24 protein-coding genes are annotated in these 24,962 nt (G+C 70.0%); 17 read left to right on the top strand and 7 right to left on the bottom strand.

Going from position 1 to position 24,962, the window contains the following annotated elements; all coding sequences use genetic code 11:
- Positions 1-186: 186 nt before the first annotated feature.
- From ACIA8G_RS10495 to ACIA8G_RS10485, 3 genes are all read left to right on the top strand, one after another.
- Positions 187-663, top strand: coding sequence for a nucleotidyltransferase domain-containing protein (locus ACIA8G_RS10495; protein ID WP_396418085.1), 477 nt, complete (start codon positions 187-189; stop codon positions 661-663).
- Positions 664-674: 11 nt separating this feature from the next.
- Positions 675-1,397, top strand: coding sequence for a class I SAM-dependent DNA methyltransferase (locus ACIA8G_RS10490; protein ID WP_396418084.1), 723 nt, complete (start codon positions 675-677; stop codon positions 1,395-1,397).
- A gap of 61 nt (positions 1,398-1,458) precedes the next feature.
- Positions 1,459-3,189 carry a hypothetical protein gene (locus ACIA8G_RS10485; protein ID WP_396418083.1) on the top strand — a complete coding sequence of 577 codons (1,731 nt, stop codon included), beginning with the start codon at positions 1,459-1,461 and terminating at the stop codon, positions 3,187-3,189.
- On the opposite strand, the gene ACIA8G_RS10480 is transcribed toward ACIA8G_RS10485, so the two are convergent.
- Entirely contained in the window at positions 3,169-3,564 is a 396-nt protein-coding gene (locus tag ACIA8G_RS10480) for a nuclear transport factor 2 family protein (RefSeq protein ID WP_396418081.1), read from the bottom strand. The genes ACIA8G_RS10485 and ACIA8G_RS10480 overlap by 21 nt on opposite strands.
- 56 nt (positions 3,565-3,620) lie before the next feature.
- Here ACIA8G_RS10480 and ACIA8G_RS10475 point away from each other — a divergent pair, with 56 nt between their 5' ends.
- Together ACIA8G_RS10475 and ACIA8G_RS10470 are read left to right on the top strand one after the other, a co-directional pair.
- Positions 3,621-4,193: a PadR family transcriptional regulator gene (locus ACIA8G_RS10475; protein ID WP_396418080.1), complete on the top strand. Its 573-nt coding sequence runs from the start codon at positions 3,621-3,623 to the stop codon at positions 4,191-4,193.
- Between the two features lie 15 nt (positions 4,194-4,208).
- The gene (locus ACIA8G_RS10470) at positions 4,209-4,517 is read left to right on the top strand and encodes a hypothetical protein (protein WP_396418079.1); all 309 of its coding nucleotides are present in this window, start codon (positions 4,209-4,211) and stop codon (positions 4,515-4,517) included.
- Here ACIA8G_RS10470 and ACIA8G_RS10465 read toward each other — a convergent pair.
- Positions 4,514-5,620: a hypothetical protein gene (locus ACIA8G_RS10465; protein ID WP_396418078.1), complete on the bottom strand. Its 1,107-nt coding sequence runs from the start codon at positions 5,618-5,620 to the stop codon at positions 4,514-4,516. The genes ACIA8G_RS10470 and ACIA8G_RS10465 overlap by 4 nt on opposite strands.
- 115 nt (positions 5,621-5,735) lie before the next feature.
- Here ACIA8G_RS10465 and ACIA8G_RS10460 point away from each other — a divergent pair, with 115 nt between their 5' ends.
- Positions 5,736-6,830 (top strand): sensor histidine kinase, encoded by a 1,095-nt coding sequence (locus ACIA8G_RS10460; RefSeq protein ID WP_396418077.1) that lies wholly within the window; start codon positions 5,736-5,738, stop codon positions 6,828-6,830.
- 11 nt (positions 6,831-6,841) lie between these two features.
- Positions 6,842-7,444 (top strand): LuxR C-terminal-related transcriptional regulator, encoded by a 603-nt coding sequence (locus tag ACIA8G_RS10455; RefSeq protein WP_396418076.1) that lies wholly within the window; start codon positions 6,842-6,844, stop codon positions 7,442-7,444.
- A gap of 76 nt (positions 7,445-7,520) precedes the next feature.
- Here ACIA8G_RS10455 and ACIA8G_RS10450 read toward each other — a convergent pair whose 3' ends face one another.
- Complete coding sequence (locus tag ACIA8G_RS10450) at positions 7,521-7,916, bottom strand: GNAT family N-acetyltransferase (RefSeq protein ID WP_396418075.1); 396 nt, start codon at positions 7,914-7,916, stop codon at positions 7,521-7,523.
- Between the two features lie 85 nt (positions 7,917-8,001).
- Between ACIA8G_RS10450 and ACIA8G_RS10445 the strand changes: the two genes are divergently transcribed.
- The 5 genes from ACIA8G_RS10445 to ACIA8G_RS10425 all read left to right on the top strand — a co-directional run bounded on the left by ACIA8G_RS10445 (position 8,002) and on the right by ACIA8G_RS10425 (position 13,636).
- Positions 8,002-8,508: a hypothetical protein gene (locus tag ACIA8G_RS10445; RefSeq protein ID WP_396418074.1), complete on the top strand. Its 507-nt coding sequence runs from the start codon at positions 8,002-8,004 to the stop codon at positions 8,506-8,508.
- A 63-nt stretch (positions 8,509-8,571) separates the two neighbouring features.
- Positions 8,572-9,873 carry a PepSY-associated TM helix domain-containing protein gene (locus tag ACIA8G_RS10440; protein WP_396418073.1) on the top strand — a complete coding sequence of 434 codons (1,302 nt, stop codon included), beginning with the start codon at positions 8,572-8,574 and terminating at the stop codon, positions 9,871-9,873.
- A gap of 166 nt (positions 9,874-10,039) precedes the next feature.
- Positions 10,040-11,077, top strand: coding sequence for a YbaB/EbfC family nucleoid-associated protein (locus ACIA8G_RS10435; RefSeq protein ID WP_396418072.1), 1,038 nt, complete (start codon positions 10,040-10,042; stop codon positions 11,075-11,077).
- Positions 11,078-11,160: 83 nt separating this feature from the next.
- Positions 11,161-12,492 (top strand): M28 family peptidase, encoded by a 1,332-nt coding sequence (locus ACIA8G_RS10430; RefSeq protein ID WP_396418071.1) that lies wholly within the window; start codon positions 11,161-11,163, stop codon positions 12,490-12,492.
- 94 nt (positions 12,493-12,586) lie between these two features.
- Positions 12,587-13,636 carry a hypothetical protein gene (locus tag ACIA8G_RS10425; protein ID WP_396418070.1) on the top strand — a complete coding sequence of 350 codons (1,050 nt, stop codon included), beginning with the start codon at positions 12,587-12,589 and terminating at the stop codon, positions 13,634-13,636.
- Between the two features lie 19 nt (positions 13,637-13,655).
- Here the strand turns inward: ACIA8G_RS10425 and ACIA8G_RS10420 are convergent, their stop codons facing one another.
- Complete coding sequence (locus ACIA8G_RS10420; protein WP_396418069.1) at positions 13,656-14,306, bottom strand: GntR family transcriptional regulator; 651 nt, start codon at positions 14,304-14,306, stop codon at positions 13,656-13,658.
- Between the two features lie 107 nt (positions 14,307-14,413).
- Here ACIA8G_RS10420 and ACIA8G_RS10415 point away from each other — a divergent pair, with 107 nt between their 5' ends.
- The 5 genes from ACIA8G_RS10415 to ACIA8G_RS10395 are packed head-to-tail and all read left to right on the top strand — an operon-like array spanning position 14,414 to position 20,757.
- Positions 14,414-15,628 carry a sarcosine oxidase subunit beta family protein gene (locus ACIA8G_RS10415; RefSeq protein WP_396418068.1) on the top strand — a complete coding sequence of 405 codons (1,215 nt, stop codon included), beginning with the start codon at positions 14,414-14,416 and terminating at the stop codon, positions 15,626-15,628.
- 20 nt (positions 15,629-15,648) lie between these two features.
- Complete coding sequence (locus ACIA8G_RS10410) at positions 15,649-15,930, top strand: sarcosine oxidase subunit delta (RefSeq protein ID WP_396418067.1); 282 nt, start codon at positions 15,649-15,651, stop codon at positions 15,928-15,930.
- Positions 15,927-18,671, top strand: coding sequence for a 2Fe-2S iron-sulfur cluster-binding protein (locus tag ACIA8G_RS10405; RefSeq protein WP_396418066.1), 2,745 nt, complete (start codon positions 15,927-15,929; stop codon positions 18,669-18,671). Before ACIA8G_RS10410 ends, ACIA8G_RS10405 begins: the two co-directional genes overlap by 4 nt.
- Positions 18,664-19,221 (top strand): sarcosine oxidase subunit gamma, encoded by a 558-nt coding sequence (locus ACIA8G_RS10400; RefSeq protein ID WP_396418065.1) that lies wholly within the window; start codon positions 18,664-18,666, stop codon positions 19,219-19,221. The genes ACIA8G_RS10405 and ACIA8G_RS10400 overlap by 8 nt, the downstream gene beginning before the upstream one ends.
- Before the next feature lie 27 nt (positions 19,222-19,248).
- Entirely contained in the window at positions 19,249-20,757 is a 1,509-nt protein-coding gene (locus ACIA8G_RS10395; protein ID WP_396418064.1) for a hypothetical protein, read from the top strand.
- Positions 20,758-20,811: 54 nt separating this feature from the next.
- On the opposite strand, the gene ACIA8G_RS10390 is transcribed toward ACIA8G_RS10395, so the two are convergent.
- The 3 genes from ACIA8G_RS10390 to ACIA8G_RS10380 form a co-directional block, all read right to left on the bottom strand.
- Entirely contained in the window at positions 20,812-21,771 is a 960-nt protein-coding gene (locus ACIA8G_RS10390) for a zinc metalloprotease (RefSeq protein ID WP_396418063.1), read from the bottom strand.
- A gap of 68 nt (positions 21,772-21,839) precedes the next feature.
- Positions 21,840-22,943 (bottom strand): winged helix DNA-binding domain-containing protein, encoded by a 1,104-nt coding sequence (locus tag ACIA8G_RS10385; RefSeq protein ID WP_396418062.1) that lies wholly within the window; start codon positions 22,941-22,943, stop codon positions 21,840-21,842.
- A gap of 15 nt (positions 22,944-22,958) precedes the next feature.
- Positions 22,959-24,941, bottom strand: coding sequence for an MMPL family transporter (locus ACIA8G_RS10380; protein ID WP_396418061.1), 1,983 nt, complete (start codon positions 24,939-24,941; stop codon positions 22,959-22,961).
- Positions 24,942-24,962: the final 21 nt, after the last annotated feature.

Genomic DNA, 24,962 nt, shown 5'->3' with positions numbered 1-24,962 from the left:
GATGAGGTGAAGGGTGTCGGCGGGAACGGCGGGCGACTCAGGGAGCGAGGTCGCCGCGTTCGGTGTCAGCGCCGTAGAGCGGCAGCTTGAAGTCCGGCACGATCTTCAACCTAGCAGCCCGGCGGGTGCCGCCACAGGCAAAATCCGGATGCGGCACCGCCCGGCCCGGCGTTAGCGTGCGGGCTCGTGACCGCCGAAGACGTCCTGGAGATCCTCGCCGCGCTGCGGGGCACCGACGTCTGGATCGGCGGCGGCTGGGGCGTTGACGCCCTGGTGGGCAGGCAAACACGGCCGCACGACGACCTCGACCTCATGCACCGCGAGGAGCAGGAGCCTCGGGTCGTCGAGACGCTGGCCGCGCTGGGTTTCGCCGAGACCCTGTCGTGGCGGCCGGTGCGCTTCGTGCTCGCGGACGCGGCCAGGGAGATCGATCTGCACCCCTTGCGGTTCGCCGTGGACGGCAGCGCCGAGCAGTCCTCGCTGACTCCCGGTGAGCCGTTCCGCTACCCGGCGTCGTGCTTCGTGACCGGCACGATCCTCGGCACCGAGGTGCCCTGCCTGTCGGCTGAGCAGCAGGTGTACTTCCACCAGGGCTACGAGCCGCGCGAGCGCGACCTGCACGACCTCGCGCAGCTCAGAAAACTCGGTGGCGGCCGGGTCTAGCGTCAAACGACGTGAAGGGATTCAACCCGAGCTTCAGCCAGGAAACCGCCAGCACCTACGACAACTCACCCCGCGGCGACGAGGCCGAGACCGTGCGGTTCCTCGCCGGGTTCGGCACGACAGCCCTGGAGTTCGCCATCGGCACCGGCCGCATCGCGCTGCCGCTGACCGCCGACGGCGTCACCGTCGACGGCATCGAACTCTCCCCCGACATGGTCGCCCGCCTGCGCGAAAAGCCCGGCGGCGGCGACATCGACGTCACCATGGGCGACATGTCCCGCGCCGGCACCGGCCGCACGTACGACCTGGTCTACCTGGTGTACAACACGATCACGAACCTGCTCACCCAGGACGACCAGGTGCGCTGCTTCGAGAACGCGGCGCGGCACCTCGCGCCCGGCGGCGTGTTCGTGATCGAGGTCGGACTGCCCAGCTGGGCGGCGCGGCAGCGGCACCAGTTCATCGACGTGGAGACGCTGGAGGTCGACCACGTCGGGTTCGACGTGAACCGGTACGACCCGGTCACCCAGATGCTCGACGAGAACCACGTGCACATCGGCGTGGACGGGATCCGGTTCAGCCCGATCCGGCAGCGGCTGAGCTACCCGTCCGAGTTCGATCTCATGGCGCGGATCGCGGGGCTGCGGCTGCGCGACCGCTGGGGAGGCTGGACCCGCGAGCCGTTCACCGCGGACAGCACGCGGCACGTCAGCGTGTACGAAGTCGCCGCGTAACGTTCTTGGACGAACTCCGAGTTCCTCTGTGTCCATTGAGGGCGGCACGGAGGAGGCGATCATGATCGCAGTCGTTCCGGTGCGGTACGCGGCCACGGACAGCGTCTGGTCGCGCGAACACTTCGAGAACTGGATGCGGCCGGGGCTGGAATTCAGCATGGGCGACTACTGGTGGCGGTCGTCGCGCGGACTCTTCGACGTCAGCAGCCAGGTGTACGACCCGGTGGACATCCCCGACCCCGGCGTGGTGGCCATCGACAAGCGGGCCGATCTGCACTCCGCCGTCGTGAAGGCGGCCGTGCAGGTCGACTGGGTGCACACGGACATCCTGCTGATCTGGCTCGCCCGGCCGACCGGGTGGTGGGGCGGCGGCACCGTGTTCGTGCCGATTCCCGGTGGCGAGAAAGAGATCTACGTGACCGTGGTCGACTCGATCACGCCGTTCGACGTGGCCTGCCAGGAGGTGGGGCACAGCTACGGCCTCGACCACGAGTTCGGCGCCGACGGCACGTCCGACTACGGATCGCCGTACTCCACGATGAGCGCCCGCCTCTACGGCGGGATCCCGGCCAGCTTCATCCGCGACGCGAAGGCCGCGCTGCCCGACGGCGGCCCGAACATGCAACCTCCGCACGTGAACGATCCAGCGAACCGCATCGTCGGGCCGAATCTGCCCGCCGCGCAGCTCTACCGGGAGCCCGCGTTCCGCGACAGCTCGTCCGTCGTGAACGTCAGGGAGACGCCGGCGAAGGTGCGGCTGTACGCGATCGACTACACGACACCAGGATCCGGCAAGCCCGTGTTGATCGCTGTGCCGTCACACAAGCGCGACGGCCGGATGTTCTTCGTGGAGCTGCGGCGACGACGCGGGTACGACGACGCGATCCTGACCGAAGGTCTGGTCGTGCACTCGCGCAACCCCGACGGCCGGATCCGGTACGAGGGCGTGATGCGGCTGGCGCGCGGCGATTGGGCCTGTCCCGTCGGTGATTTCGCGCTGCGGCTGACCTCTGTGGACGCCGAGTTCGTCGACGTGGAGGTGCGCGCCGGGTCGGTGATCTCGTTCCCGATCCGCGGTGTGCTGCTCGCCGGCGGGTTCCGCACCCAGCACCAGCTCAACACCATGTCGCACGAGGACATGCGCAACACGCTGATCGTCGTGATGACCTCGCTCAGCAACCAGGACGACTACCAGCGCTACGACAACGACACGCTCGCCGGTATGGGAGCCGCGATGGTCTTCCTGCGCCGCAATGGTTTACGTGATGACGCCGCGTTGAAGCAGATGTCCGCCGATGACCAGCGCAACGTGCTCATCGTCGAACTCGGCGCGCAGACCGGCGTGGGACGCGAGCTGCAGGGGTTCACCAACCTGCAGCTCGTCCAGATCGGACTGGGCAGCGACCTCGCCGTCCGTGGCCGGCGTCCCGGCTCGACCTCGTTCTACGGCCGCGGGGTGCTGCTGGCCGGCCGGTTCCGCACCCAGCACCAGCTCAACACCATGTCCCGCGACGACATGCGCAACACGCTGATCGTCGTGATGACCTCGCTCAGCAACCAGAACAACTACCAGGCCTACAACGACGCGGACCTCGCCGGTGCCGGCGCGGTCATGGTGTTCCTGCGGGAGACCGGAATCCGCGACGACGCCGCGTTGAAGAAGATGTCGGCCGACGACCAGCGCAACGTGCTGATCGTCGAGCTCGACGCCCAAACCGGCCGCGGCCGGAGGCTGCAGGGGCTCAGCAACCTCGACCTGGTGCTGACAGGACTAGGCGTGGAACGCGTCTAGCGCTTCGGCCTTGATCTGCTCGAACTGGGCGCCCATCGCCGCCGACAGGGCCTGGGCGCCGGACAACGGGCGCACCATCACGGTGAACTCGTCGATCAGCCCGTCCTCGTCGAGGTGCAGGAAGTCGCAGCCCTGGATCTCCTTGCCGCCCACCTCGGCGCGGAAGACCAGGGCGTGGTTCCGGCCGTCCGCGATCTCGCGTTCGTAGCGGAAGTTCTCGAACACCCGCATCACGCCACGCAGGATCGCGGCGGTCAGGGGCTTGCCGGGGTACGGCGCGAACGCGACCGGGCTGGTGAACACCACGTTGTCGGCCAGGCAGGCCGCCATCGCGTCGGCGTCCTGTGCTTCCACGGCTGCTCGGAAGGCCTTCATCCCGCACCTCAGATACTCAACTTGTTGACTAGGTCGATGCACCGTAGCCTGCGCGTATGTCTCTGCGCAACGCCGTGATGGCCGCACTGCTCGACGGCGCGGCGTCCGGCTACGACCTGGCCAAGTCGTTCGACGCCTCGGTCGCCAACTTCTGGATGTGCACGCCGCAGCAGCTCTACCGGGAGCTCGACCGGATGGCGGCCGACGGCCTCATCGAGGCGCGCACGGTCGAGCAGGAGCGCCGGCCGAACAAGCGGCTGTTCTCGCTGACCGCGCAAGGCTTGGCGTCTCTCAAGGACTTCACCGCCGAACCGCACAAGCCCACCGCCATCCGCGACGAGCTGATGGTGGCGGTGATGGCCGCGGACGCCGGCGACGTCGAGGCGGTCAAAGCCTCACTGCAGGAACGAAAACAGTGGGCCGAGGCCAAGATCGCCCGGTACGAGCGGCTCAGGGCCAAACTCCTCGGCGGCAGGACCGAGGACGAGTTCCTCGCGGAGGCCGACCGGGTCGGGCCGTACCTGACTCTGTTGCGCGGCTTGTCGTTCGAACGGGACAACGTGCGGTGGTGCGCGCGGTGTCTCACCGTCCTGGAGCGGCGTGGTGCGCGCCTCGACGCGCCCACGTGAGGTTGAATCGGGTTCATGAACGGCATTTCGTTGTTGCAGGAGGCTCTCAGCGCACCCGCGGAAGAGGCGCGCAACCGGTTCGCGGGGCGGCTCAACGGATACCTGGAGGGATCCGACGTCGTGCACGCCGTGCGGATGCAGGGCTGGCTCGGGCTCGACGTACCGGGCCCCGGCTGTCACGTCGGCACCGGCAGCTGGGACTTCACCCGGTTCAAGGCGACCACCTCGCCCGTGACGTGCGGCCGGTGCCGCAGCGCGGGACTGCTCACCAGTTCGTTCACCGGCGGCCCACACCAGCAGACCCTTGACCTGGACGGAATCTAAAGCACGACAGTGGGCGACCACCGCGTGCAGGCAGAACGCCCGAGGAACCGCTTCTTGCAGGCTTCCAGAGCGAAGCCGAACTTGTGCGTCGGATCGATGCCCCGCAACGTGAAACGGCGCGCCGCCACCTCGACGCCCGGCCGCGGCCGGGTGCGTTCCTCCCACCACTGGACGTTGAAGGCGTCCGCGTCCGGTGCACTCCACTCGATGGTCAGCGTGTCCGCCGTGCGTTCCACGGAGATCACGCACGGCCGGTCCGGCAGGCAGTCACCGATCTTGCTGACCGGCGAGTAGGCCGTGCCGACGACGGCGACCGCGTCGCGGACGCCGTTCCCGTACCCGAACGCGGCCACGTGTCCGTGTTCGAGGTTCAGGAACCACATCTGGCCGTCTTGGCGCGGGTAGTCGATCGGCGCGCCCAGTTCTCCCAGCCGCGCGTGCCACGCCCGCGCCAGCCCGTCCGCGATGATCATCGTGCCCAGGCCGGGGACGTCGTAGAGGTGGTCCCGCGACTCCCGGTTGCCGACCGGGGTGTGCCGCAACCCGGTCAGATCGACCGCGGTGTCCGCCAGCGCGCACTCCGACATGCCGTGCAGGTACTCGCGCACCGCGTCGTCCACCACCACCGGCTGACAGGTCACCTGCCGCCGCGACTCGACCACGGCCGCCTGCACGATCATCGTCACCAGCAGGCCGGCCACGCTCACGAACGCGACCGCGCGCACCGCCATCCACGCCCGTGAACGCCGGGGTGGTGGTGGACCGATCTGCACGGCCAGCTTGCGCGCACACCGCGTCTGCCACCACGCCGAAGCTGCCAGCACCGGCAACGCCATCAGCAACGCGTAGTGCACCATCACGCTCTCGTCCTTGCCCTCGAGCGCGACGACCAGCACGGACGCACAACCCAGCACGGCCACAGCGCCGAGCATCAGCACGCGGGTCAGGCGCCACCACCACGGTGCGGCCAGCACCTGGTGCGACCACTCGCGGGCCACCGCCATCACGTCCGGCGACGCCTGGAGCCGCAGCGCCGCGCGGCGCGCCCGGAAGCCGAGCTGCCACCAGGCGACCTGCGCGCCGACGATCTGGCTCAGTCTCATATCTCCGGTCACATAGCCGCACAGAACCGCGCGAAGCCACCGTTAGAGCGGTTTTGTTCCGTTAAAAGGAATCTTTCTTGCCGAACCGCGCAATTCACCCGGACCATCGGCGTTGATGCGCGCACGACACCCGGCCCCGATGACCCTGATCCTCGTCCTGCGGTGGGCGGCGTTCGGGTGGATGTCGTTCGTCGCCGCCTTCGGCGGCCAGATCGTGCACAGCGGGCTGGGCGCGGCCGTGCTCGCCGTGGTCTTCGTCTGGACGCTGGTGGTCACGCTGACCCCGCAGCGCAGGGGTACGGCCGCGATCGACCTGGGGCTGGCCGCCGCGACCATCGTGGTGGGCGGGTTCGTGGAGCCGGCGGGCCGGGTGCTCACCGCGCACCCGTCGTTCGCCGGGATCTACCCGACGGCGGCGGTGGCAGCGTGGGCGGTGATCCACGGGGTGCGCGGCGGGTTCGCCGCCGGTGCATTGCTGGCCGCGGTGGTGCCGCTGCAGTACTACTTCAACGGCGTGACGCCGGTCAGCCTGTTGCACCTGGAGACACTGGCCCTGCTCGGCACGATGCTGTCCTACCCCCTGATCGGCGCCGTCGTCGGGATCGTCACGGGGCAACTGCTCCGGCTGACCGCGCTGGCCGATCACGGTGCCCGGCTGGAGGAACGCGACCGGCTCGCCGCCGAGATCCACGACGACGTGCTGCAACGCCTGGCCGCCATCCGCCGTGACCTGCCCGACGCCGCCGTCCGGGCCGCACTCGAACGCCAGGAACGCAAACTGCGCCGCATCCACCTCGACGAGGACATCCCGGCCGAGGAGTGCTCGCTGGCGGACGAGCTCGATCGGCTCGTCGAGGAGTTCCCGGACGTGCCGGTGCGCATCGCGTCAACGGGCCGTGCGCCGATGCCACGCCCGACCGTCAGCGCCGTCATCGCGGCGGTGCGCGAGACGTTGACGAACGTCCGCAATCACGCGCAGGCCGGCCAGGCGTGGATCGCGGTGCTGGAGGACGCGGACGGCGTGCTGGTCACCGTGCGGGACAACGGGATCGGCTTCGACTTCGACGAGGCCGCGCTGACCGAACGCGGGCGGCTCGGGCTGTCGCTGAGCGTCAAGGCCCGCGTCGAGAACGTCGGAGGAAGCGTGAAAGTCAAGTCCCGCAAGGGGCGTGGCACCGAGGTGGAGATGTGGCTGCCCAGCGGGACATGACACAGCGGGACATGACCGGGAAACTGAGAGTGATCATCGTCGAGGACCACCCGGTGACCCGCGACGGCATCCGAGCCTGCGTCGAGCGGGACGGCCGCGCGGTCGTCGTCGGCGAAGCGGGATCCGTTGCGGCGGCGAGAGAACTGGCCGCACTGGAACCGGACGTCGCGCTGGTCGACCTAGGTCTGGAGGACGGCGACGGGCGGGTCGTGATCGCGGCGCTCCCGCCCGCCACCCGGATCATCGTCATGTCGCAGGCCCCCGTCGGCGCCGTCGTCGAGGCCATCCGCGCCGGTGCCCACGGGTATCTCGACAAAGGGTCGACCGCTGATCAGGTCGTAGAGGCCGTGCATGCCGTGCTGGCGGGGCCGGTGCTGCCGCCCGAGGTCGCGGCGCTGGTCATCGGCGCGTTCCAGCGCGGCGAACTCACGCCACGCGAGCAGGAGGTCCTGCGGGCTCTCGCCAAGGGGTACGACAACCGGGAGATCGCCGTCGATCTCGGCATCTCCATCCGCACGATCAACCGTCATCTCGAGAACATTCGCGCCAAGCTCGGCACCCACCGGCGTTCTGAGCTGATCCGCTATGGCCGCGAACGGTTCCCCCAACCGTAGGCTTCATGACCTAGATCCTCTGGGGCCGCCCCGAGATCGACCAGATCCGGTCCTGCCCACCCCGATGTGGGTGCGGTTACCCACACGCCTCGCGGTTTCGCGTGCCCATGCCGGTCAGCGCGGCCATCCCGAGCCGCTCGTAGTACGGCCGCAACGACTCGTCGCACGTCAGGTCCACCGAGTACAGGTGCGCAGCCTCGGCCAGGACCCGCCGCATCAGCTCGGTCCCGATCCCCTGCCCCTGGAACTCCGGCCGGACCTCCAGCCACGGGACGAACGCGGTGAGCACCCCGTCGCTGATCATGTTCACGAACCCGGCGACCACACCGTCCGACCAGGCGATCACCACCCGGTAGCTGCCGCGCAGCACGGCCAGGTGCTGTGCGGCCGACGGTGGCGCCGGCCAGTCCACGAAGAACCCGGCGAGATCGGCTTCCGAGAGCGCGCTGACGTCGGTGGTGTACGAGATCACGCGAGCAGCATCTCAGCTGGTGAACCCCGTGGCCGTTAATTTCGTAGCAATCATTTCGCCTGTTCCAGCAGTTAAGCTCCCCCGCGTGACCCTGCCGACAGCACCCCTGCGCCGTGCGCGCTGTGCTGCTGTCGGCGTCGTCAACGGGACGCTGGCCGTGCTCGCGCACTCGAGCGCCGACGGCGGCTTACCCGACTCCGGGCTGGTCTTCTCGCTCGTCGCGCTGCTGACGTGGGCGACCACCGGGTTCGCCCGGCGCGAGCTCACCGCCGGCCGGATGCTCGTGCTGATCGGCGGCGGCCAGCTCGCGATGCACCTCATGGTGTCGCTCGCCGCGTCACGGCACGAGCACGACCCGTCACGCATGGTCGCCTCGCACGTCGTGGCCACCGCTTTGGCCGTGATCGTGCTCACCGTCGCGGAACGCACGGTTCTCGCGCTGGCCCGCGCGGTCGCGTCGGTCCTGCCCAGCAAGCTCACTCCCCTGCCCGCCACGGCTCCCCTGGTCGTCGCCACGCCGAGCCGCGTGCCGGCCCTGATCGTCTTCCTGGACGTGCTGTCGTGGCGCGGTCCTCCGGCTGAACAGGTCTGAAACCCCCTCACAGGGCCGCCTCCCCGCGGCTCTGCACCTGTTCACGCCCATTGGAGTCGTGCCATGACCACCACAGCCACTCCGCCACGCACATCCTTCGCGTGGCGGGGACTCTTCCTGCGCCTGCACTTCTACGCCGGCGTCCTCGTCGGCCCGTTCGTCCTCGTCGCCGCGCTGACCGGCGTGCTCTACGCCCTCACCCCTCAGCTGGAGTCCTGGGTCTACTCCGACCAGCTCCGTGTTCCTGCTTCCGCACAACAACTTCCGCTCAGCAAGCAGGTCGACGCCGCGCTGGCGACCTCACCTCAGGGCACGCTGGTCGCGGTCCGGCCGGCGCCCGAACCCGGCGCCACCACCCGCGTGCTGTTCTCCGAGGAGGCACTCGGCGAGTCCGAGCGCCGGGCCGTCTTCGTCGATCCCGGCACCGGCCGCGTCACCGGTGATCTCGTCGTCTACGGGTCGAGCGGCGTGCTGCCGTTGCGCACGACCCTGGACCAGCTGCACCGCAACCTGATGCTCGGCGAACCGGGCCGCCTCTACAGCGAGCTCGCGGCCTCCTGGCTGACGGTGATCGCCCTCGGCGGCCTCGTCCTGTGGATCTCCAGGCCCCGCAACAGCAAGCGCATCCGCACGCACGGACTGATCGGCGTGTGGGTGCTCGCCGGCGCGTTGTTCCTGTCCGCCACCGGCCTCACGTGGTCGGCCTACGCCGGCGAGAACGTCGCCACCCTGCGCCAGACGCTGGGCTGGACCACGCCGTCGCTGAAGCTCCCCGGCGGCAGCGGTGATCACGGCGACCACGGAGAGCACACCCCGACCGGCAACGGCCACAGCGACGTCGACACCGTGCTCGCCACGGCCCGCGCGTCCGGCATCGACGCCAAGGGGATCGAGATCGGCCTGCCGACGGCGCCCGGCGGGGCCTGGAAAGTCGCCGAGATCGAGAAGGGCCTGCCCACGCAGGTCGACTCGGTGGCCGTGCAGGACGGTGCCGTGGTCGGCTCGGTGAGGTTCGCCGACTACCCGCTGGCGGCGAAGCTGACCAGGTGGGGCATCGACGCGCACATGGGCGTGCTGTTCGGCTGGCCCAACCAGCTCCTCCTGCTGCTGCTCGGCGGCGGGCTGGTGACGCTGGTCGTGCTCGGCTACCGGATGTGGTGGCGGCGCAGGCCCACCCGCGGGTTCGGCCGCCCGACGCCGCGCGGTCAGTGGCGCAAGGCCCCGCCGGCCGCGCTGGCCGGGCTCGGGGTCGGTGCGCTCGTGGTCGGCTGGTTCGTGCCGTTGCTCGGGATCAGCCTGGTGGTGTTCCTGGCGGTCGACGCGGTGCTCGGCCGGCGGGCGAACCAGGCCGCTGCGGCGGAATGAGCTGAACCGGCGGTGTGGCGCGCGGGCCGCGCGCCACACCGTCCACAGTGGACTACTTGCCTCACCTGGACATTTACGGCATATTTACGCCCAGGTGAGCCGGGAAGTCTGGTCGGCCCGCACGTCACACCCAGGTGGCGGCGGACAGCCGACGAGGGGTGCGCCGATGCCACTCATTCCCCACGCCATGCCTCTGATCGACGATCCCCAGGTCCTGCACGCGCTGGCCGCACGCTGGCGCCGCGCCCGGACGTTGCTGCTGTTCTCCGCCGGTGTGCTGCCCATCGCGATCGGCCTGGTCTGCATCGTGCTCGCCGGGATCACCTCGGCCGGGCAGCGGATCATGCCGTGGTGGTCGGCGATTCCGGCCGTCGCCGCGGCGGCGTGCGCGTGGGCCTTGCTGACCTGGTTGCGCCGCAACGGGCTGACCGACCCGTACTCGTGGCTGCCCGCCACCACCCTCATGACCGGAGCCCAGCTGGTGCTCGGCGTCCTGCCGGGCTCCGGCATCGCGCTGCGGCTGAGCCCCGGCGCGGCCATCGCCGTGAAGGCGTTGTGCGCGGCCGGAGTGCTCGGTGCCGGTTCGGCGTGCTCACTCGCCCGGCTCGCGCGGCGCTCGCTGCTCACTGCCCCGATCATCGAGCTCGGCTCGACCGCGTTCCCGCTCGTCCTGGCGGGCCGCGGCTCGCGGGTGATGATCGGCACCGACCGCGTCGACTGGACCACGAGGCACCACGGCGCACGGCTCGACACCGGCGTGGCCTTCTCACACATCCACAGCGTGACGACCCAGGCGAACGCGATCGTGCTGCACACCGCGGCCGGCTCGTGGCAGGTACCCGTGCCCGACCCGGCGACCGCGCAGGCCCTGCTGCGCCGCCGGCTCGCGTGGTGGCACAAGCGCCACACCGCCGCCGCCGAACGCGAACGCCGCCGCTACCTCGATCTGGTCAAGCTCCTCGCGGCGGTCAGCGGCGAGGCCACCCGCGGCGGCGTCACCGTCACCGTGGACGCGAACGGCGTAACGACGGGCATCGCGCTCAGCCCCGCCGTGCGCGATCTCGAATCCGAGGTCCTCGCGGCACATCTGATGGCGTGCCTCGAGAAGGCACGGGCCGATGCGCGTAAGCAGGTGCAGGACCTCGTCCTCGACCACTCCGCCGTGGACGACGACCTGATCGGGGACGCGCTGGCGACGGCGTGACCGCTCGGCGAAAGCCAGCCACAAGTCGGTTGCCCGCCGCCGCCGGCGATGCCTACGTTCTGCCTCGGCAGTACATCGGGAAGATGGGGGCGATTGTGCGCAGACGTGACTTCTTCGCCGCGGCGGCCGGGGTCGCCGCCGTGGTGGCCAATCCCGCGAGTGCGCTCGCGGCGACCGAACAGCGGCCGGGCGCCTCGCTCCCGCCGGACCTCGACCTCGGGGATTTCCCGGTCGTGGCAAGGGTTCGGGCGCGCAAGGCACTGGAACACCTCAAGGTGCTGAGCGAGAAGATCGGGCCGCGGATCGGCGGCACCGCCTCCGAGCACCGGGCCCGCGACTACCTCGTCCGTGAGCTCAAGTCCCTGCGGTACCAGGTGACGACGCAGCCGTTCACCGTGCCGGACAAGTACCTCGCCGACATCAACGGCCAGTGGCAGGCCGGCGCCTCGCGGTTCGGGGCCCTGGGCGTGACGGTCAAGGCGCCGTTCGTGGAGGTCACCGACGGCCAGCTGCCCGACCTCACCGGCAAGATCGCGTTCTACGTCAACGCCCCCGCCGGGTCCGCGCCGACGCACGCGGCGATCGAACGCGGCGCCGTGGCGGTGATCCTCGGCCGGATCTCCGCCACCGCCAGCAAGTCCAGCGCGTTCTCCCCCGCACTCGACCGCAACGTCACCGTGCCGGTCATCGGCCTCGCGCAGGTGCACACCGAGAAGCTGCGCGCCCAGGGCTCGGGTGAGCTCACGATCAGCACCACCCACCACCCGAACCTGACGTCCTACAACGTGATCGCGGAACGGCCGGCGACCTTCCCGTGGCGGGACAGCGGGGTCGTGATGGTCTCCGCGCACTACGACAGCGTGCCTGGTTCACCGGGCGCCAACGACGACGGCAGCGGCACCGTGCTGTGCCTGGAACTCGCGCGCGTGCTCCGGTACCTGCCGACGCACAAGGCGATCCGGTTCGCGTTGTGGGGCTCGGAGGAACAGGGCCTGCTCGGCTCCCGGTACTACGTCTCACAGCTCCCGCCGGAGGAGATCGCGCGCATCAAGGGCGTGTTCCAGAACGACATGGTCGCCACCAGCCACGACCCGGCGACGGCGTACTGGCTGCTGTCCGTGGACGGCGTCGAGAACGCGACCACCAGCCAGGTGCGAGCCGCGGCGCAACGACTCGGCTACGACCCGCGCGTGCACGGACCGGTGGCGCGCGGATCGAGCGACCACGTGCCGTTCCACGAGAAGGGCATGGCGTCGGCGAACTTCAGCTGGCGCGGCGAAGGCGGCCCGCACCTGCTGGAGCCGATCTACCACACGCCCGAGGACACGATCAGGGACAACATCAGCCTGGAGCGCCTGCAGGTCTCGCTGGAGCTGATCGGCAGCGCCGCCTACCGACTGGCTGCTCAGCGATAGACGTACTTGATCGAATTGAGCCAAACGAGTGACGTAGGGGTCACGACTGAGTCGCCGCCGCGGAATCGCCGTGGCGGCGACCTAGTGTGCCCGTGTGTCCCGTCGTCAAGCCGTCATCGTCGGCAGCCTCCACTCCGGCCGGTTGCTCGAACCGCCGCCCCAGCAACCGGATCTCGCGGAGTCGGCCTGTGAGGAGATGGGGGCGGCGCTGGCCGCCGCCGGCTGGGACATCGTGGTCTTCTCCGACAACGTGGCTTTCATCGAACAGGCGGTCGTGCGCGGGTACCTGGCCGCGGCCGAGAAGCGTAAACGCCACGGCGGCAAGGTGATCATCCGCGCGCCGCGGCGGCAGATGAGCAAGATCGCGCTCGACAGCCCGCTAGTCGAGTACCAGCCCGACGCCAGCGACGAGTGGGAGGTCTCGTTCTACCGGTCGCTGTTCTCCGCCGACGGCCTGGTGCTGATGGGCGGCGGCCGATCCACCCGCATCGCGGGGATCCTCGCCCTGACGAACGGCATTCCCCTCGTGCCGCTCGCGACCTTCGGCGGCAGCGCGGCGTCGGTCTGGTCGAAGATGAAGACGCTCGACCACGGGGTCTCCGACGAGGACGTCGCGGTGCTGGGACGCAAGTGGGGACCGAAGTCGGCCCACGACGTCGTCGCCGTCCTCGGCCGCCAGCACGACGACCGCGGCAAGCCGGGCGAACCCGACCGGGCAGCGCGGCGGCGCAAGCTCTTCGGCACCCTCACCGCGGCGCTGTCGGTGCTGCTCGCCGCGTCGACGCTCGTGCTCGCCCACCTCTGGCGGCAACCGCTGGCGGCGCTGACGTTGATCGTCACCGGTCCGATGCTCGCCTCGGTCGCAGGGGCGCTGTTGCGCGACTCGTACGCCGGCGCGGACGACGAGGTGCGGGCCGCGGTGCGGGGCCTGGGTGCGGGGTTCACCTCGATGGCGCTGTACATCGCCTCGCAGCTGCTGGCGGCGCCGGGCCTCATCGACGAACTCGACGCGCGGCAACTGCTCTGGTTGCTGCTCCCGCTCGGCATCGTGGCGGGGCTGACCTACGAGACCGTCTACGCGAAGGTGCGCAAGGCCCAGATCACCAACGTCTCCGCGCTGACCCAGCCGGGCGCCGGGCCCTGACCGCTCTCGAACACGGGCGTCAGATCGCGGCCCGGATGGCCCGTTCGAACCCCTCGACGTGCTCACGGGCGAGCCGGGCAGCCCGGTCCGCGTCCCCGGCCACGATCGCCTCGATCAACGGCGAGTGCTCCTCGACGTGACTCGCCATGTCGTCGAGCCGGTCGAGGAACAGGCACCAGATCCGGGTCGCCAGGTTGTCGTAGCGGACCAGCGTGTCCTCCAGGTACGGGTTGTGCGTCGCCGCGTACACCGCCCGGTGCACCAGCAGGTCGAGGTGCATGAGCTCGGCCGAACCCCGCGCCTTCCCCAGCTCGCCGACGAGCCCGGTCATCGCCGCGCGGTCCGCCGCCGTGGCCCGGCGCGCCGCCTGGGCGGCCGCGAGCGGTTCCAGCTCCAGGCGCACCTCGGAGACGTGGGCGAGGTCGGTGATGTTCACGTCGGTGGCGAACGTGCCGCGCCGCGGGTAGGCCGCGATCAGCCGCTCGTACTGCAGCCGCTTGAGGGCCTCGCGGACCGGGGTGCGGCCCACGCCGAGCGACTGCGCCAGCTGCTCCTCGTTGATCGGCGCGCCGGGCCGGATCTCCAGCATGACGAGCTGGTCGCGGATGCTGCGGTACGCCCGCTCAGCCAGGGACAGCTCCCCCTCCAGGGCCTCCGCCACGGTCTCCATCTGGCCCCCTTGACCTCTCCGACTTGCTTGAATACCTTAGCGCAAAGGTTGATATATCAGTTGCACAGCACTTGTCCAGCAGTCCCCGCACCTGCAGGGAGATCCGCATGACGACGCTGCCGGAGCACCCGGACTTCCTGTGGCGCAACCCCGAGCCCAAGGGGTCCTACGACGTCGTCGTCATCGGCGCCGGCGGCCACGGCCTGGCCACCGCCTACTACCTCGCCTCGAAACACGGCATCACGAACGTCGCGGTGCTGGAGAAGGGCTGGCTGGCCGGCGGCAACATGGCCCGCAACACCACGATCATCCGCTCGAACTACCTGTGGGACGAGAGCGCGGCGATCTACGAGCACGCGCTGAAGCTGTGGGAGGGCCTGCCGGAGGAGCTCGGCTACGACTTCCTCTTCAGCCAGCGCGGCGTCCTCAACCTCGCGCACAACCTGCAGGACGTCCGCGAAGGCGTGCGCCGCGTCAACGCCAACCGCCTCAACGGGGTCGACGCGGAGTGGCTGGAGCCCGAGCAGATCGCGGAGATCTGCCCCATCATCAACCTCTCGCCGCGCACCCGGTATCCGGTGCTCGGCGGCACCTTTCAGCCGCGGGCGGGCATCGCCAAGCACGACCACGTCGCCTGGGCACTGGCCCGGCGCGCCGACGAGCTCGGCGTGGACCTCATCCAGGGCTGCGAGGTCACCGGTTTCGTCAAGGACGGCAACAGGGTCGTCGGGGTCGAGACCAGCCGCGGCCGCATCCTCGCCGGCCGGGTCGGGCTCGCCGCCGCCGGGCACAGCAGCGTGCTGGCCGAACGGGCGGGCTTCCGGTTGCCGGTGCAGTCGCATCCGTTGCAGGCACTGGTGTCCGAGCTGAACGAGCCGGTGCACCCCACCGTGGTCATGTCGAACCACGTGCACGTCTACGTCTCCCAGGCGCACAAGGGCGAACTGGTGATGGGCGCGGGCGTCGACTCCTACAACGGCTACGGCCAGCGCGGCTCGTTCCACGTGATCGAGCACCAGATGGCGGCGGCCGTGGAGCTGTTCCCGATCTTCGCCCGCGCGCACGTGCTGCGGACCTGGGGCGGCATCGTCGACGTCACGCCGGACGCCTCGCCGATCATCGGCACCACCCCGGTGGAGAACCTCTACGTCAACTGCGGCTGGGGCACCGGCGGCTTCAAGGCCACCCCGTCCGCCGGCTGGACGTTCGCGCACACCCTCGCGACCGGCGAGCCGCACCCGCTCAACGCCCCCTTCTCCCTCGACCGCTTCAGGACGGGCGCGCTGATCGACGAGCACGGCGCCGCGGCCGTGGCCCACTGACCCCCGGAACAGGACGAGCCGTGCTGCTGATCAGCTGCCCCTGGTGCGGGCCACGCAACGAGACCGAGTTCCGCTACGGCGGCCAGGCCCACGTCGCCTACCCCTCCTCCCCCGCCGAGCTCGACGACCAGAGCTGGGCCGAGTACGTCTTCTACCGCGAGAACCCCAAGGGGCCCTTCGCCGAGCGGTGGATGCACGGCATCGGCTGCCGCCGCTGGTTCAACGTCCTGCGTGACACCGTCAGCTACGAGGTCCTCGCCGTGTACAAGGCAGGCGAACCACGCCCGGAGGTCGACCGATGAGCAGGCTGCCCCGGGGAGGCCGGGTCGACCGCGGCACCACGCTGCGGTTCACCGTGGACGGACGCGAGCTCACCGGGCATCCCGGTGACACCGTCGCGTCGGCGATGCTCGCGAACGGGATCATCGAGGTCGCGCCGTCGATCTACCGCGACCGCCCGCGCGGCATCGTCGCCGCGGGAGTCGAGGAACCCAACGCGTTGCTGCAGGTCGACGGCCCGTGTTCGGAGGGCATGCTGCCCGCGACGACGGTGGAGCTGTACGACGGGTTGTCCGCGAAGACGTTGTCCGGCAAGGGCAACCTCGATCCGACGCCCGACCCGGCCAGCTACGACAAGAAGTACGTGCACACCGACGTGCTGGTCATCGGCGGTGGCCCGGCCGGACTCGCGGCCGCGGCTGCCGCCTCCACGTCCGGTGCCCGCGTGCTCCTCGTCGACGACCAGCCGGAACTCAGCGGACCGTTCGACCCCGCACCGGACACCGTGGTGCTGACCCGAACCACGGCGTTCGGCTCGTACGACGACAACTACGTGCTGGCACTGGAGCGGCGCACCGACCACCTCGGCGCCGCGGCACCGGAAGGTGTTTCGCGCCAACGGTTGTGGCACATCCGCGCCCGTCAGGTCGTGCTGGCGACCGGTGCCCACGAACGCCCGCTGGTCTTCGCGGGCAACGACCGGCCGGGCGTGATGCTCGCCGGAGCCGTGCGGACCTACCTCAACCGCTACGGCGTGGCCGCGGGTTCCCAGGTCGTGGTCAGCACGACCAACGACAGCGCCTACGACACCGTCGCCGACCTCCAGGCCGCCGGGATCGAGGTCGCCGCGGTCGTGGACGCGCGTCCCGACCTGTCCGCGCGGGCCGCCGAGGCCGAGGCGCGGGTGCTGCTGGGCAGCGCGGTGATCGGCACCGAGGGCGACGAGCGGATCACCGGTGTCACCGTGGCCAGGCTCGACGGCGGCCGGCTGGAGTCGTTCGAATGCGACCTGCTGGCGGTCTCCGGCGGGTGGAGCCCGGTCGTCCACCTGCACAGTCAACGGCAGGGAAAGCTGCGCTGGGACGAGGATCTCGTCGGGTTCGTGCCCGATGGCACCGTGCGCAACCAGCAGATCATCGGTGCCGCGCGAGGCACGTACGACCACGAAGCCTGCATCGCGGAAGGCGCGCACGCGGGAGCGCGCGCCGCCACCGACGCCGGCTTCCCCATTCCCGTGCCGCCGGTCAAGGACGTTCAGCCGGGCGTGACGCGCGCCCTGTGGCTCGTGCCCGCGGCCGGCTCGTGGGACACGCACTTCGTGGACCTGCAACGAGATGTGACCGTCGCGGACGTCTGGCGGTCCACCGGCGCCGGCATGCTCAACGTCGAGCACGTCAAGCGCTACACCTCCCTCGGCACGGCCAACGACCAGGGCAAGACCTCCGGTGTCAACGCGATCGGCGTGATCGCGGCGGCACTGGGCGGGAGTGTCGGCGAGATCGGCACCACGACCTACCGCGCGCCCTACACGCCGGTGGCGTTCGCGGCGCTGGCCGGGCGCGAGCGCGGCGACCTGTTCGACCCCGAGCGCACGACCTCGATCCACCCCTGGCACGTCGAGCACGGCGCGCTCTTCGAGGACGTCGGGCAGTGGAAGCGCCCGTGGTACTTCCCGCGGCCGGGCGAGGACATCGATGCGGCCGTGGCCCGCGAGTGCCGCGCGGCCCGCGAAGGCGTGGCGTTCATGGACGCCTCCACCCTCGGCAAGATCGAGATCTGGGGCGCGGACGCCGGTGAGTTCCTCAACCGCATCTACACCAACGCTTTCAAGAAGCTCAAGCCCGGCCACGCGCGCTACGGCGTGATGTGCAAGCCGGACGGCATGATCTTCGACGACGGCGTGACCCTGCGCCTCGACGAGAACCGCTTCTTCCTCACCACGACGACCGGTGGCGCCGCCGGAGTGCTGGACTGGCTCGAGGAGTGGCTGCAGACCGAGTGGCCGGAGCTCGACGTGCACTGCACCTCGGTGACGGAGCAGTGGGCGACGATCGCCGTCGTCGGCCCGCGTTCCCGTGACGTCGTCTCGGTGCTGGCACCCGATGTCGACCTGACCGCGGAAGCGTTCCCGTTCATGACCTTCCGCGAGACCACGCTCGCCTCCGGTGTCCCCGCACGCATCTGCCGGATCTCGTTCTCCGGCGAGCTGGCCTACGAGATCAACGTGTCCGGCTGGCACGGCCTCGCCGTCTGGGAGCAGGTGTACGAGGCCGGGAGGCCGCACGACATCACCCCGTACGGCACCGAGACCATGCACGTCCTGCGCGCGGAGAAGGGCTACGTCATCGTCGGCCAGGACACCGACGGCACCGTGACCCCGCACGACGCCGGCATGTCCTGGGCGGTCTCCAAGCAGAAGGACTTCGTGGGCAACCGGTCGTTCTCACGCGCCGACACTGCCCGCAAGGACCGCAAGCAACTGGTCAGCCTGCTGCCGTCCGACCGCAGCACCCGGTTGCCGGAGGGCACCCAGATCATCGCGCCGGGCGTGCCCCTCGACGCCGTCCCGGTGCCGATGCTCGGCCACGTGACCTCCAGCTATCACAGCGTGGCCCTGGAACGTCCCTTCGCGCTGGCGCTCGTCGCCGGCGGGCAGGCGAGGATCGGGGAGACCCTGCTCGCCCACGTCGGCGACGACCTCGTCCCGGTCCAGGTGGCCGACCTCGATCTCTACGATCCGGAAGGGAGCAGGCGAGATGGCTGACCTGCGCCGCAGCCCGCTGGCCCACCTGACCGAGCAGCTGCGTGCCGCCGGCCTGGCCGAGCTGCCCTTCCGCACCATGGTGAACCTGCGCGTCGATCCCGCCTCCGACACGGCCACTCGCGTGGAGAAGGCGCTGGGCGCCCAGCTCCCCCGGCAGTGCGGCCAGACCGCGGAGTCCGGCTCCCGCACCGCTTTCTGGCTCGGCCCGGACGAGTGGCTCGTGCTGGCCGAGGACGCCGCGGTGATCACCGAGTTGCAGGAGGCACTCGGCGGCGAACCGGGGTCCGTTGTGGACGTTTCCGCGAACCGCACGATCGTGGAGATCAGCGGCCCGTTCGCCCGGGAGGCGCTGGAGAAGGGCTGCCCGCTGGACCTGCACCCGCGGGAGTTCGGCCCGGGCAAGGCGATCTCCACGACGGTCGGGCCCGTTCCGGTGCTGCTGTGGCAGGTCGACGACACCCCTTCGTACCGGCTGTTCCCGCGGTCCTCCTTCGCCGACTACCTGGCCCGCTGGCTGATCGACGCGATGACCGAATTCCGCCACCGCTGACACCGTGCGCGTGATATCTACTCGCTCGTGATCGAGCGAGTGAGCCGCGAGGACACGTGGCACCGCGAGTACGACAAGTGCGGCCATCCGACCCAGGCGTCCCGGGTGATCCGCATCCAGTTCGACGTCGTCGAAGAGTTGCGGGACAAGCCACGCGACACCTGGCCGCAGCGCGACTCGTTGCCGACCGCCCTGCAGTACCTGGCCGAGACGTTCGACGAGTGCGAGTGGTACGACCTGGCCAGGCGCACGCACTACGAGGAACTCGAGCACCGCCGGCAAGCCGGCCAGCCCAACGGCGTGCTGCGGGTCCTGAAAGCATTGCGGACCAATCTTTTCCGCCAGGAGCTGTACGAGGAAGCACTGCCGATCGCGCAGGAGGAGTACGACCTCGCGAAGGAGCTCAGCGACCACGACGGCGCTCACTCGGCCAAGTACTGGCTGACCGCGCTCCTCGGCAAGCTCGGCAGGCACGAAGAGGCCGCCCGCAACGCCGGTGAGGCGGTGGCCGAGAGACTCGCGTACAGACCGTCCAAAAAGGATCGTTCGGCCGGACACCAGCTCGCCCACTGCCACCTCGAGTACGCCCACCGCCTCACCACGATCGGCGAGTACGCGCAGGCGGTGGCCGCGACGGAGGACGCCGCCGCGTTCTGGCGAGAGCACTCCTGGGACGAGGCCGTGCGGCTCTACGAGGTGCTCGACGAGCTGAGCTCACTCCAGTTGCGCCTCGGCCGGCTCGAAGAGTCCCGCGCGTCGCACGCCGAGGCCGTGGCCGCGATCAGGCAGCGCGCGGAACGGCGGGGCGAACCCGAGTTCCTAGGCCACCTCGCCGGTGTGCTCAACAACCACGGCAACCGGCTGCACGACCTGGGACTCGACCAGGAGGCGGTCGAGGCGGCCCAGGAGTCGGTCGACCGGTACCGGGTGATCGCCGGCAACGCCGAGGGCCGGGCCGTGGTCATGAAGATGGAGCTCCGGCTGTCCCTGGTGCTGACGAGCCTCGGTACCCGGCTGCACGGCGTCGGCCGCCTCGACGAGGCGCTCGCGGCCAACAGCGAGGCCATCGCCCTCGCCACCAAGCACGCCGATCGCGGCATCGGCCGGGCAGAGCTGGCGCGGGCGTGGACCAACCGGGCCAGCGCGCTGATAACGAAGCGGTCCTACGCCGAAGCCGCGGAGGCTGCGGCGAACGCTCTCAAGGTGTGCGCGACGCCGACCGGCAAAGCCATGGCACGCAACACCTTCGCCCTGGCCTCGGCCCACCTTCGCCAGTACGACGTCGCGCTGGAGGCCTCGCTGCAGTCGCTTGCCGAGTATCGGGAGTGGTACGCCGATGACCCCTACGAGTACGCCCCGCTGCTCGCCGACGTTCTCACCGACCACGCGCTGATCCGGGCTTACCGGGCCGAACGCGCCGAGGCCGAGGCCGCGATCACCGAATCCCTGGCCCTGCACCAGGAACTCGCCGCCACCAATCCCGCCCGCTACCAGCGCGAACTCGACCGCGCCCGCGCCGTTGCCGCTCAGCTCTAGTGACCGCAAGCGAAAGGGCGCCGCACGAGTGCGACGCCCTTTCTCACGCTGAGATCACTTACCGCTGCGGTACGCCGTCCAGGCGCTCTGCATGCGGGTGTTCTGGCCAGGCGTGAACTGGTTGTAGCAAGAGTCGTACGAGTAGTCCATGTAGTTGTGGATCGGGTCCAGGCCCGCCCGCGAGCAGGAGTCGCGGCCGGCCGGGCAGCCCGAGGTGGAGCTGCCCTGGGCGGGGGTGTCCGCGACCTCGTCGTTGGTCGCGGTGCAGCCGCCCTGGAAGGTGTGCCAGAGGCCCATCCAGTGCCCGACCTCGTGGGTGACCGTCTTGCCGAGGTTGAAGTTCACCTCGGAACCGCCGGGAACGGTGGCGTAGTCGACCACGACGCCGTCCATCTTCTTGTCACCCGCGTACCAGCTCGGGAACGTCGCGAACCCGAAGCCGTCGATGTCGGCGAACCACACGTTGAGCGTCGCCGCCGTGCCGACGCGGGTGGCGGTCTTGATCGAGCGCTCGGTGGAAGCGCTGTCGAAGCCGCCGTTGAACCACGTGTTGTTCGTGTGGCGCTTGGTCTCCTGCAGCACGAACTTGAAGCCCGTCTGCGCCGCCGCACTCGACTCCGCGCCGGCGAAGCCGTCGTTGAGGACCTTGAGCTGCTTGGTGAGCGTGGCGTCGGAGATCGCGCCCTTGCCGGACGTGGTGGTGACGACGTGGAAGACCACGTTGATCGTGCCACCCGCCATCGTGCTGAACTCGCCGAGCGACCTGTTCATCGCGATCTTCTTGCGCAGGTCGGCGTTCATCTCGGCAGCCTGGGCGTCGGAGATCTCGTTGCGCTCGTGGCCCGCCGAACCGGGCTTGCCGCGCGCCGCCGAGTGCTCCTCGGCGTGCGAGTCGACGCATTCGGCAGCGGCGTTGACCGCGGTAGCGGGAGCGCCGCCGAGCAGGGTGATCGCGCCCGCGGCGAGCAGGCCGGCCGTGAAGGCCGCGCGGACGCGCTTTTTCGTTTGGGACATTGAGCTTTCCTCCATGCAGGGTGGAGGAATAGTGACTCAGGAATCGTCCTTTGTGGATCTTGACGTATTCACACAATACGAACGTCGTGGGCCGGAAGGCCGCTCCACCACCGGGCGTAGCGCCGGTAGATCTGCCTTTCCCGCTGGTCAAGGAGCTTTCGCAACCCTGCGACCTCCTCCGCGAGACCGTCCCACTGGTCCTCACTGAGTGCGTGGAACGCAGTCACCTCAATGCCGTCGTCCTCGGCCGGACGCCAGACCCCTGCCACATGACCGTCAACCAGAAGTGTCGGCAATGTGTCGCCGTTGTTTCGGATCACGAGCTTGCGGTACTCGGCCGGAATGATCCGGCTGCGGTCGGCGTAGGCCAGCAACGTGCTGTCCCACATGGCCATCAGCCGCGGCGGCGCCGGGGTGTCCTCGTCCGGGATTGTCCGGTTCGGGACGTCGTAGTAGCCGCCGGTCTCGACCACGTCCAGCAGCTCCAGGGCCTCCCGGATCGAGCCGCGGGGCAGCATGGTGAACTGGTTGATGTCCGGAACGGTCGCCGGGCCGAACCCGGTGAGGTAGCGGCGGATGAGTTCGGCCAGCGACGCCATCCGGTCGCGCGGCTCGAACACCTTGCTCTGGAACGACAGCCGCGGCCCGTACGCCCACGGCCCGCCGGTCGGCACCCGCACCAGCGGCGCGTACGACGCCAGCGCCCACCAGATGCCCGGCTCGCCCACGTCACCGACGTGGCTGTGCAGCAACGCCTCCAGCTCCGGCTTCGTCCTCGGTTCCGCCGCGAACTCCACCATGTGCGCGAGCACCTCGTCGGCCCGCTCGATGGACAGGCCCATGGCCTTGAACCGCTTGTCGTGCAGCCGCGACGCGCGCAACGCGGGCAGCATCGCGTGGTGGAACACCTCGTGGTCGGCGGCCGTCACCGCGTGCAGCGTGATGCGCATCAACGACGCCTTGCGCAGCGCGCCGCTCGCGAACGCCTCGTCCAGCGATGCCGGGTCGAAGCTCCGCATCCGGTTCCACAAGGCGATGTACGGCGACGCCGGCTCCTGCGCCTGGATCGCGACGATCCGGTCCACCGCGGTCAGCAGGTCCACCGGTTCGCGCCGCAGCAACATCTGCCGGTCGAGGGTGGCGCGGTTGAGCTGACGCGCGGTGAAGGCCATGCCGGTGATCCTGCGCTACCGCAGCTTCGACGGCCACCAGATTCGGCCACCGATGTCCACCGACAGCGCCGGCACGAGCAACGACCGCACCAGCAACGTGTCCAGCAGCACGCCGAACGCCACGATGAACGCGATCTGCGTCAGGAACAGGATCGGCAGCACGGCGAGCGCGGCGAACGTCGCCGCCAGCACCACACCGGCCGACGTGATCACGCCACCGGTCAGGCTGAGGCCTCGCACCGTGCCCTCGACCGTGCCCAGCCGCCGGGTCTCCTCGCGGACCCTGGTCATCAGGAAGATGTTGTAGTCGATGCCAAGCGCCACCAGGAACACGAACCCGAACAGCGGCACCACCGGGTCAGAGCCGGGGAAGCCGAAGACGTGGTTGAACGCCAGCGCCGACACCCCCATCGTGGCCGCGAACGACAGCACCACCGTGGCGATGAGCAACAGGGGCGCGAGCAGCGACCTGAGCAGCAGCGCCAGCACCAGGAAGATCACCACCAGCACGATCGGGATGATCAGCAACCTGTCGTGCTCGGACGTCGTCCTCGTGTCCAGCAAGGTCGCCGTCTGCCCGCCGACCTGGGCATCCGCGCCCTCGACGCCGTGCACGGCCGCGCGTATCCGTTGCACGGTCGCGACCGCGGCGTCGGAGTCCGGCGCGTCCTTCAGCGTGGCCTCGACGCGGACCAGGCCGTCCGCCGTGCCGGTCGGCCGCACGTCGGCGACACCGTCCACCTTGGACCTCTGCAGGACCTCCGCGGTCTTGCCCTCGGCGGCGATGATGACCGTCGGTGAGCCGCTGCCGCCGGGGAAGTGCCTCGACAGCACCTCCTGCCCCGCGACGGACTCGACCTCGGTCAGGAACACGTCGGACTGCGCGGTGCCGGAAGCCTTGAGCTGCGGCAGGAACGCGACCCCGACGAGCAGCACGAGCGTCGTGACGATCCAGATCGCGCGCGGCCTGCGGCGCACCAGGTCCGCCGTGCGGCCCCACAGCCCGCTCGTCTCCGGGTGCGGCGAGCCGAGCTTCGGTGCGAACGGCCAGAACGCACCGCGCCCCAGCAACGCCAAGACCGCCGGCAGGAACGTCATCGTCGTGAGCAGCGCGGCACCGATGCCGATGGCCGCGACCGGCCCGAGCCCCTTGTTCGAGTCGAGGTCGCTGAACAGCAGGCACAGCACGCCGAGGATCACCGTGCCCGCGGACGCCGCGATGGGTTCGATCGTGCCGCGCCACGCCGTGCGGATGGCCGTGTACCTCTCCTGGGTGTCACGGAGTTCCTCGCGGAATCTCGACACCAGCAGCAACGCGTAGTCCGTCGCCGCGCCGAACACGAGGATCGAGAGAATGCCCTGGCTCTGGCCGTTCAACGCGAGCACGTCGTTCTTGGCCAGCAGGTACACGACGAAGCTGGCGAGCCCCAGCCCGAACACCGCCGACATCAGCACGACGATCGGCAGCAGCGGACTGCGGTAGACCACGAGCAGGATCAACGCGACCACCGCGCCCGCGACGAGCAGCAGCAACCCGTCGATGCCGCCGAACGCCTCGACGAGGTCCGCGATCTGCGCGGCCGGGCCGGTGACCAGCACCGTCAGGCCAGGTGGCGCGCCGCGGGTGCCGTCGCGGAGTGCGAGAACCGAGTCCCGGACCTCCTTGGCCGGATCGAGCAGCACGACGAGCTGAGCTGCCTGGTCGTCGTTCGGCGCGGGGATGACCGGCGACGCCTGGAAGCCCTTGCCCCGGTCGGCGAGGAACTTCCTGTCCTGCTCGGTCAGCCCGCCCTGCCGTTCGACCACGACGATCGCCGGGATCGCGCCGGTGCGCTGGAACTTCCGCTGCAGCTCCGCCACCTGCGTGGACTCGGCGGAGTTGGGCAGGAACGCGCTGCTGTCGTTCTCCGAGACCTCGGACAGCTTGCCGGCGTACGGCCCGGTGAAGCCGCCCAGCGCGAGCCACCCGACGAGCAGGACCCCGGCCAGGACTCTCATCAGCAACTCTTTCGATCGCCG

It is taken from the genome of Lentzea sp. NPDC051213, assembly GCF_044455585.1.
Taxonomy (GTDB): domain Bacteria; phylum Actinomycetota; class Actinomycetes; order Mycobacteriales; family Pseudonocardiaceae; genus Lentzea.
Note: the sequence above shows the minus strand (reverse complement) of the source record. Positions and strands in the feature narration are given on the sequence as shown.

What these genes read in the sequence shown, in the direction of transcription:
- ACIA8G_RS10390 (WP_396418063.1), bottom strand. Translation starts at nt 21,771, where the DNA reads ATGTCCCAAACGAAAAAGCGCGTCCGCGCGGCCTTCACGGCCGGCCTG.
- ACIA8G_RS10380 (WP_396418061.1), bottom strand. Translation starts at nt 24,941, where the DNA reads ATGAGAGTCCTGGCCGGGGTCCTGCTCGTCGGGTGGCTCGCGCTGGGC.
- ACIA8G_RS10485 (WP_396418083.1), top strand. Translation starts at nt 1,459, where the DNA reads ATGATCGCAGTCGTTCCGGTGCGGTACGCGGCCACGGACAGCGTCTGG.
- ACIA8G_RS10470 (WP_396418079.1), top strand. Translation starts at nt 4,209, where the DNA reads ATGAACGGCATTTCGTTGTTGCAGGAGGCTCTCAGCGCACCCGCGGAA.
- ACIA8G_RS10465 (WP_396418078.1), bottom strand. Translation starts at nt 5,620, where the DNA reads ATGAGACTGAGCCAGATCGTCGGCGCGCAGGTCGCCTGGTGGCAGCTC.
- ACIA8G_RS10385 (WP_396418062.1), bottom strand. Translation starts at nt 22,943, where the DNA reads ATGGCCTTCACCGCGCGTCAGCTCAACCGCGCCACCCTCGACCGGCAG.
- ACIA8G_RS10460 (WP_396418077.1), top strand. Translation starts at nt 5,736, where the DNA reads ATGCGCGCACGACACCCGGCCCCGATGACCCTGATCCTCGTCCTGCGG.
- ACIA8G_RS10455 (WP_396418076.1), top strand. Translation starts at nt 6,842, where the DNA reads ATGACCGGGAAACTGAGAGTGATCATCGTCGAGGACCACCCGGTGACC.
- ACIA8G_RS10430 (WP_396418071.1), top strand. Translation starts at nt 11,161, where the DNA reads ATGGGGGCGATTGTGCGCAGACGTGACTTCTTCGCCGCGGCGGCCGGG.
- ACIA8G_RS10440 (WP_396418073.1), top strand. Translation starts at nt 8,572, where the DNA reads ATGACCACCACAGCCACTCCGCCACGCACATCCTTCGCGTGGCGGGGA.
- ACIA8G_RS10420 (WP_396418069.1), bottom strand. Translation starts at nt 14,306, where the DNA reads ATGGAGACCGTGGCGGAGGCCCTGGAGGGGGAGCTGTCCCTGGCTGAG.
- ACIA8G_RS10415 (WP_396418068.1), top strand. Translation starts at nt 14,414, where the DNA reads ATGACGACGCTGCCGGAGCACCCGGACTTCCTGTGGCGCAACCCCGAG.
- ACIA8G_RS10435 (WP_396418072.1), top strand. Translation starts at nt 10,040, where the DNA reads ATGCCACTCATTCCCCACGCCATGCCTCTGATCGACGATCCCCAGGTC.
- ACIA8G_RS10400 (WP_396418065.1), top strand. Translation starts at nt 18,664, where the DNA reads ATGGCTGACCTGCGCCGCAGCCCGCTGGCCCACCTGACCGAGCAGCTG.
- ACIA8G_RS10405 (WP_396418066.1), top strand. Translation starts at nt 15,927, where the DNA reads ATGAGCAGGCTGCCCCGGGGAGGCCGGGTCGACCGCGGCACCACGCTG.
- ACIA8G_RS10480 (WP_396418081.1), bottom strand. Translation starts at nt 3,564, where the DNA reads ATGAAGGCCTTCCGAGCAGCCGTGGAAGCACAGGACGCCGACGCGATG.
- ACIA8G_RS10475 (WP_396418080.1), top strand. Translation starts at nt 3,621, where the DNA reads ATGTCTCTGCGCAACGCCGTGATGGCCGCACTGCTCGACGGCGCGGCG.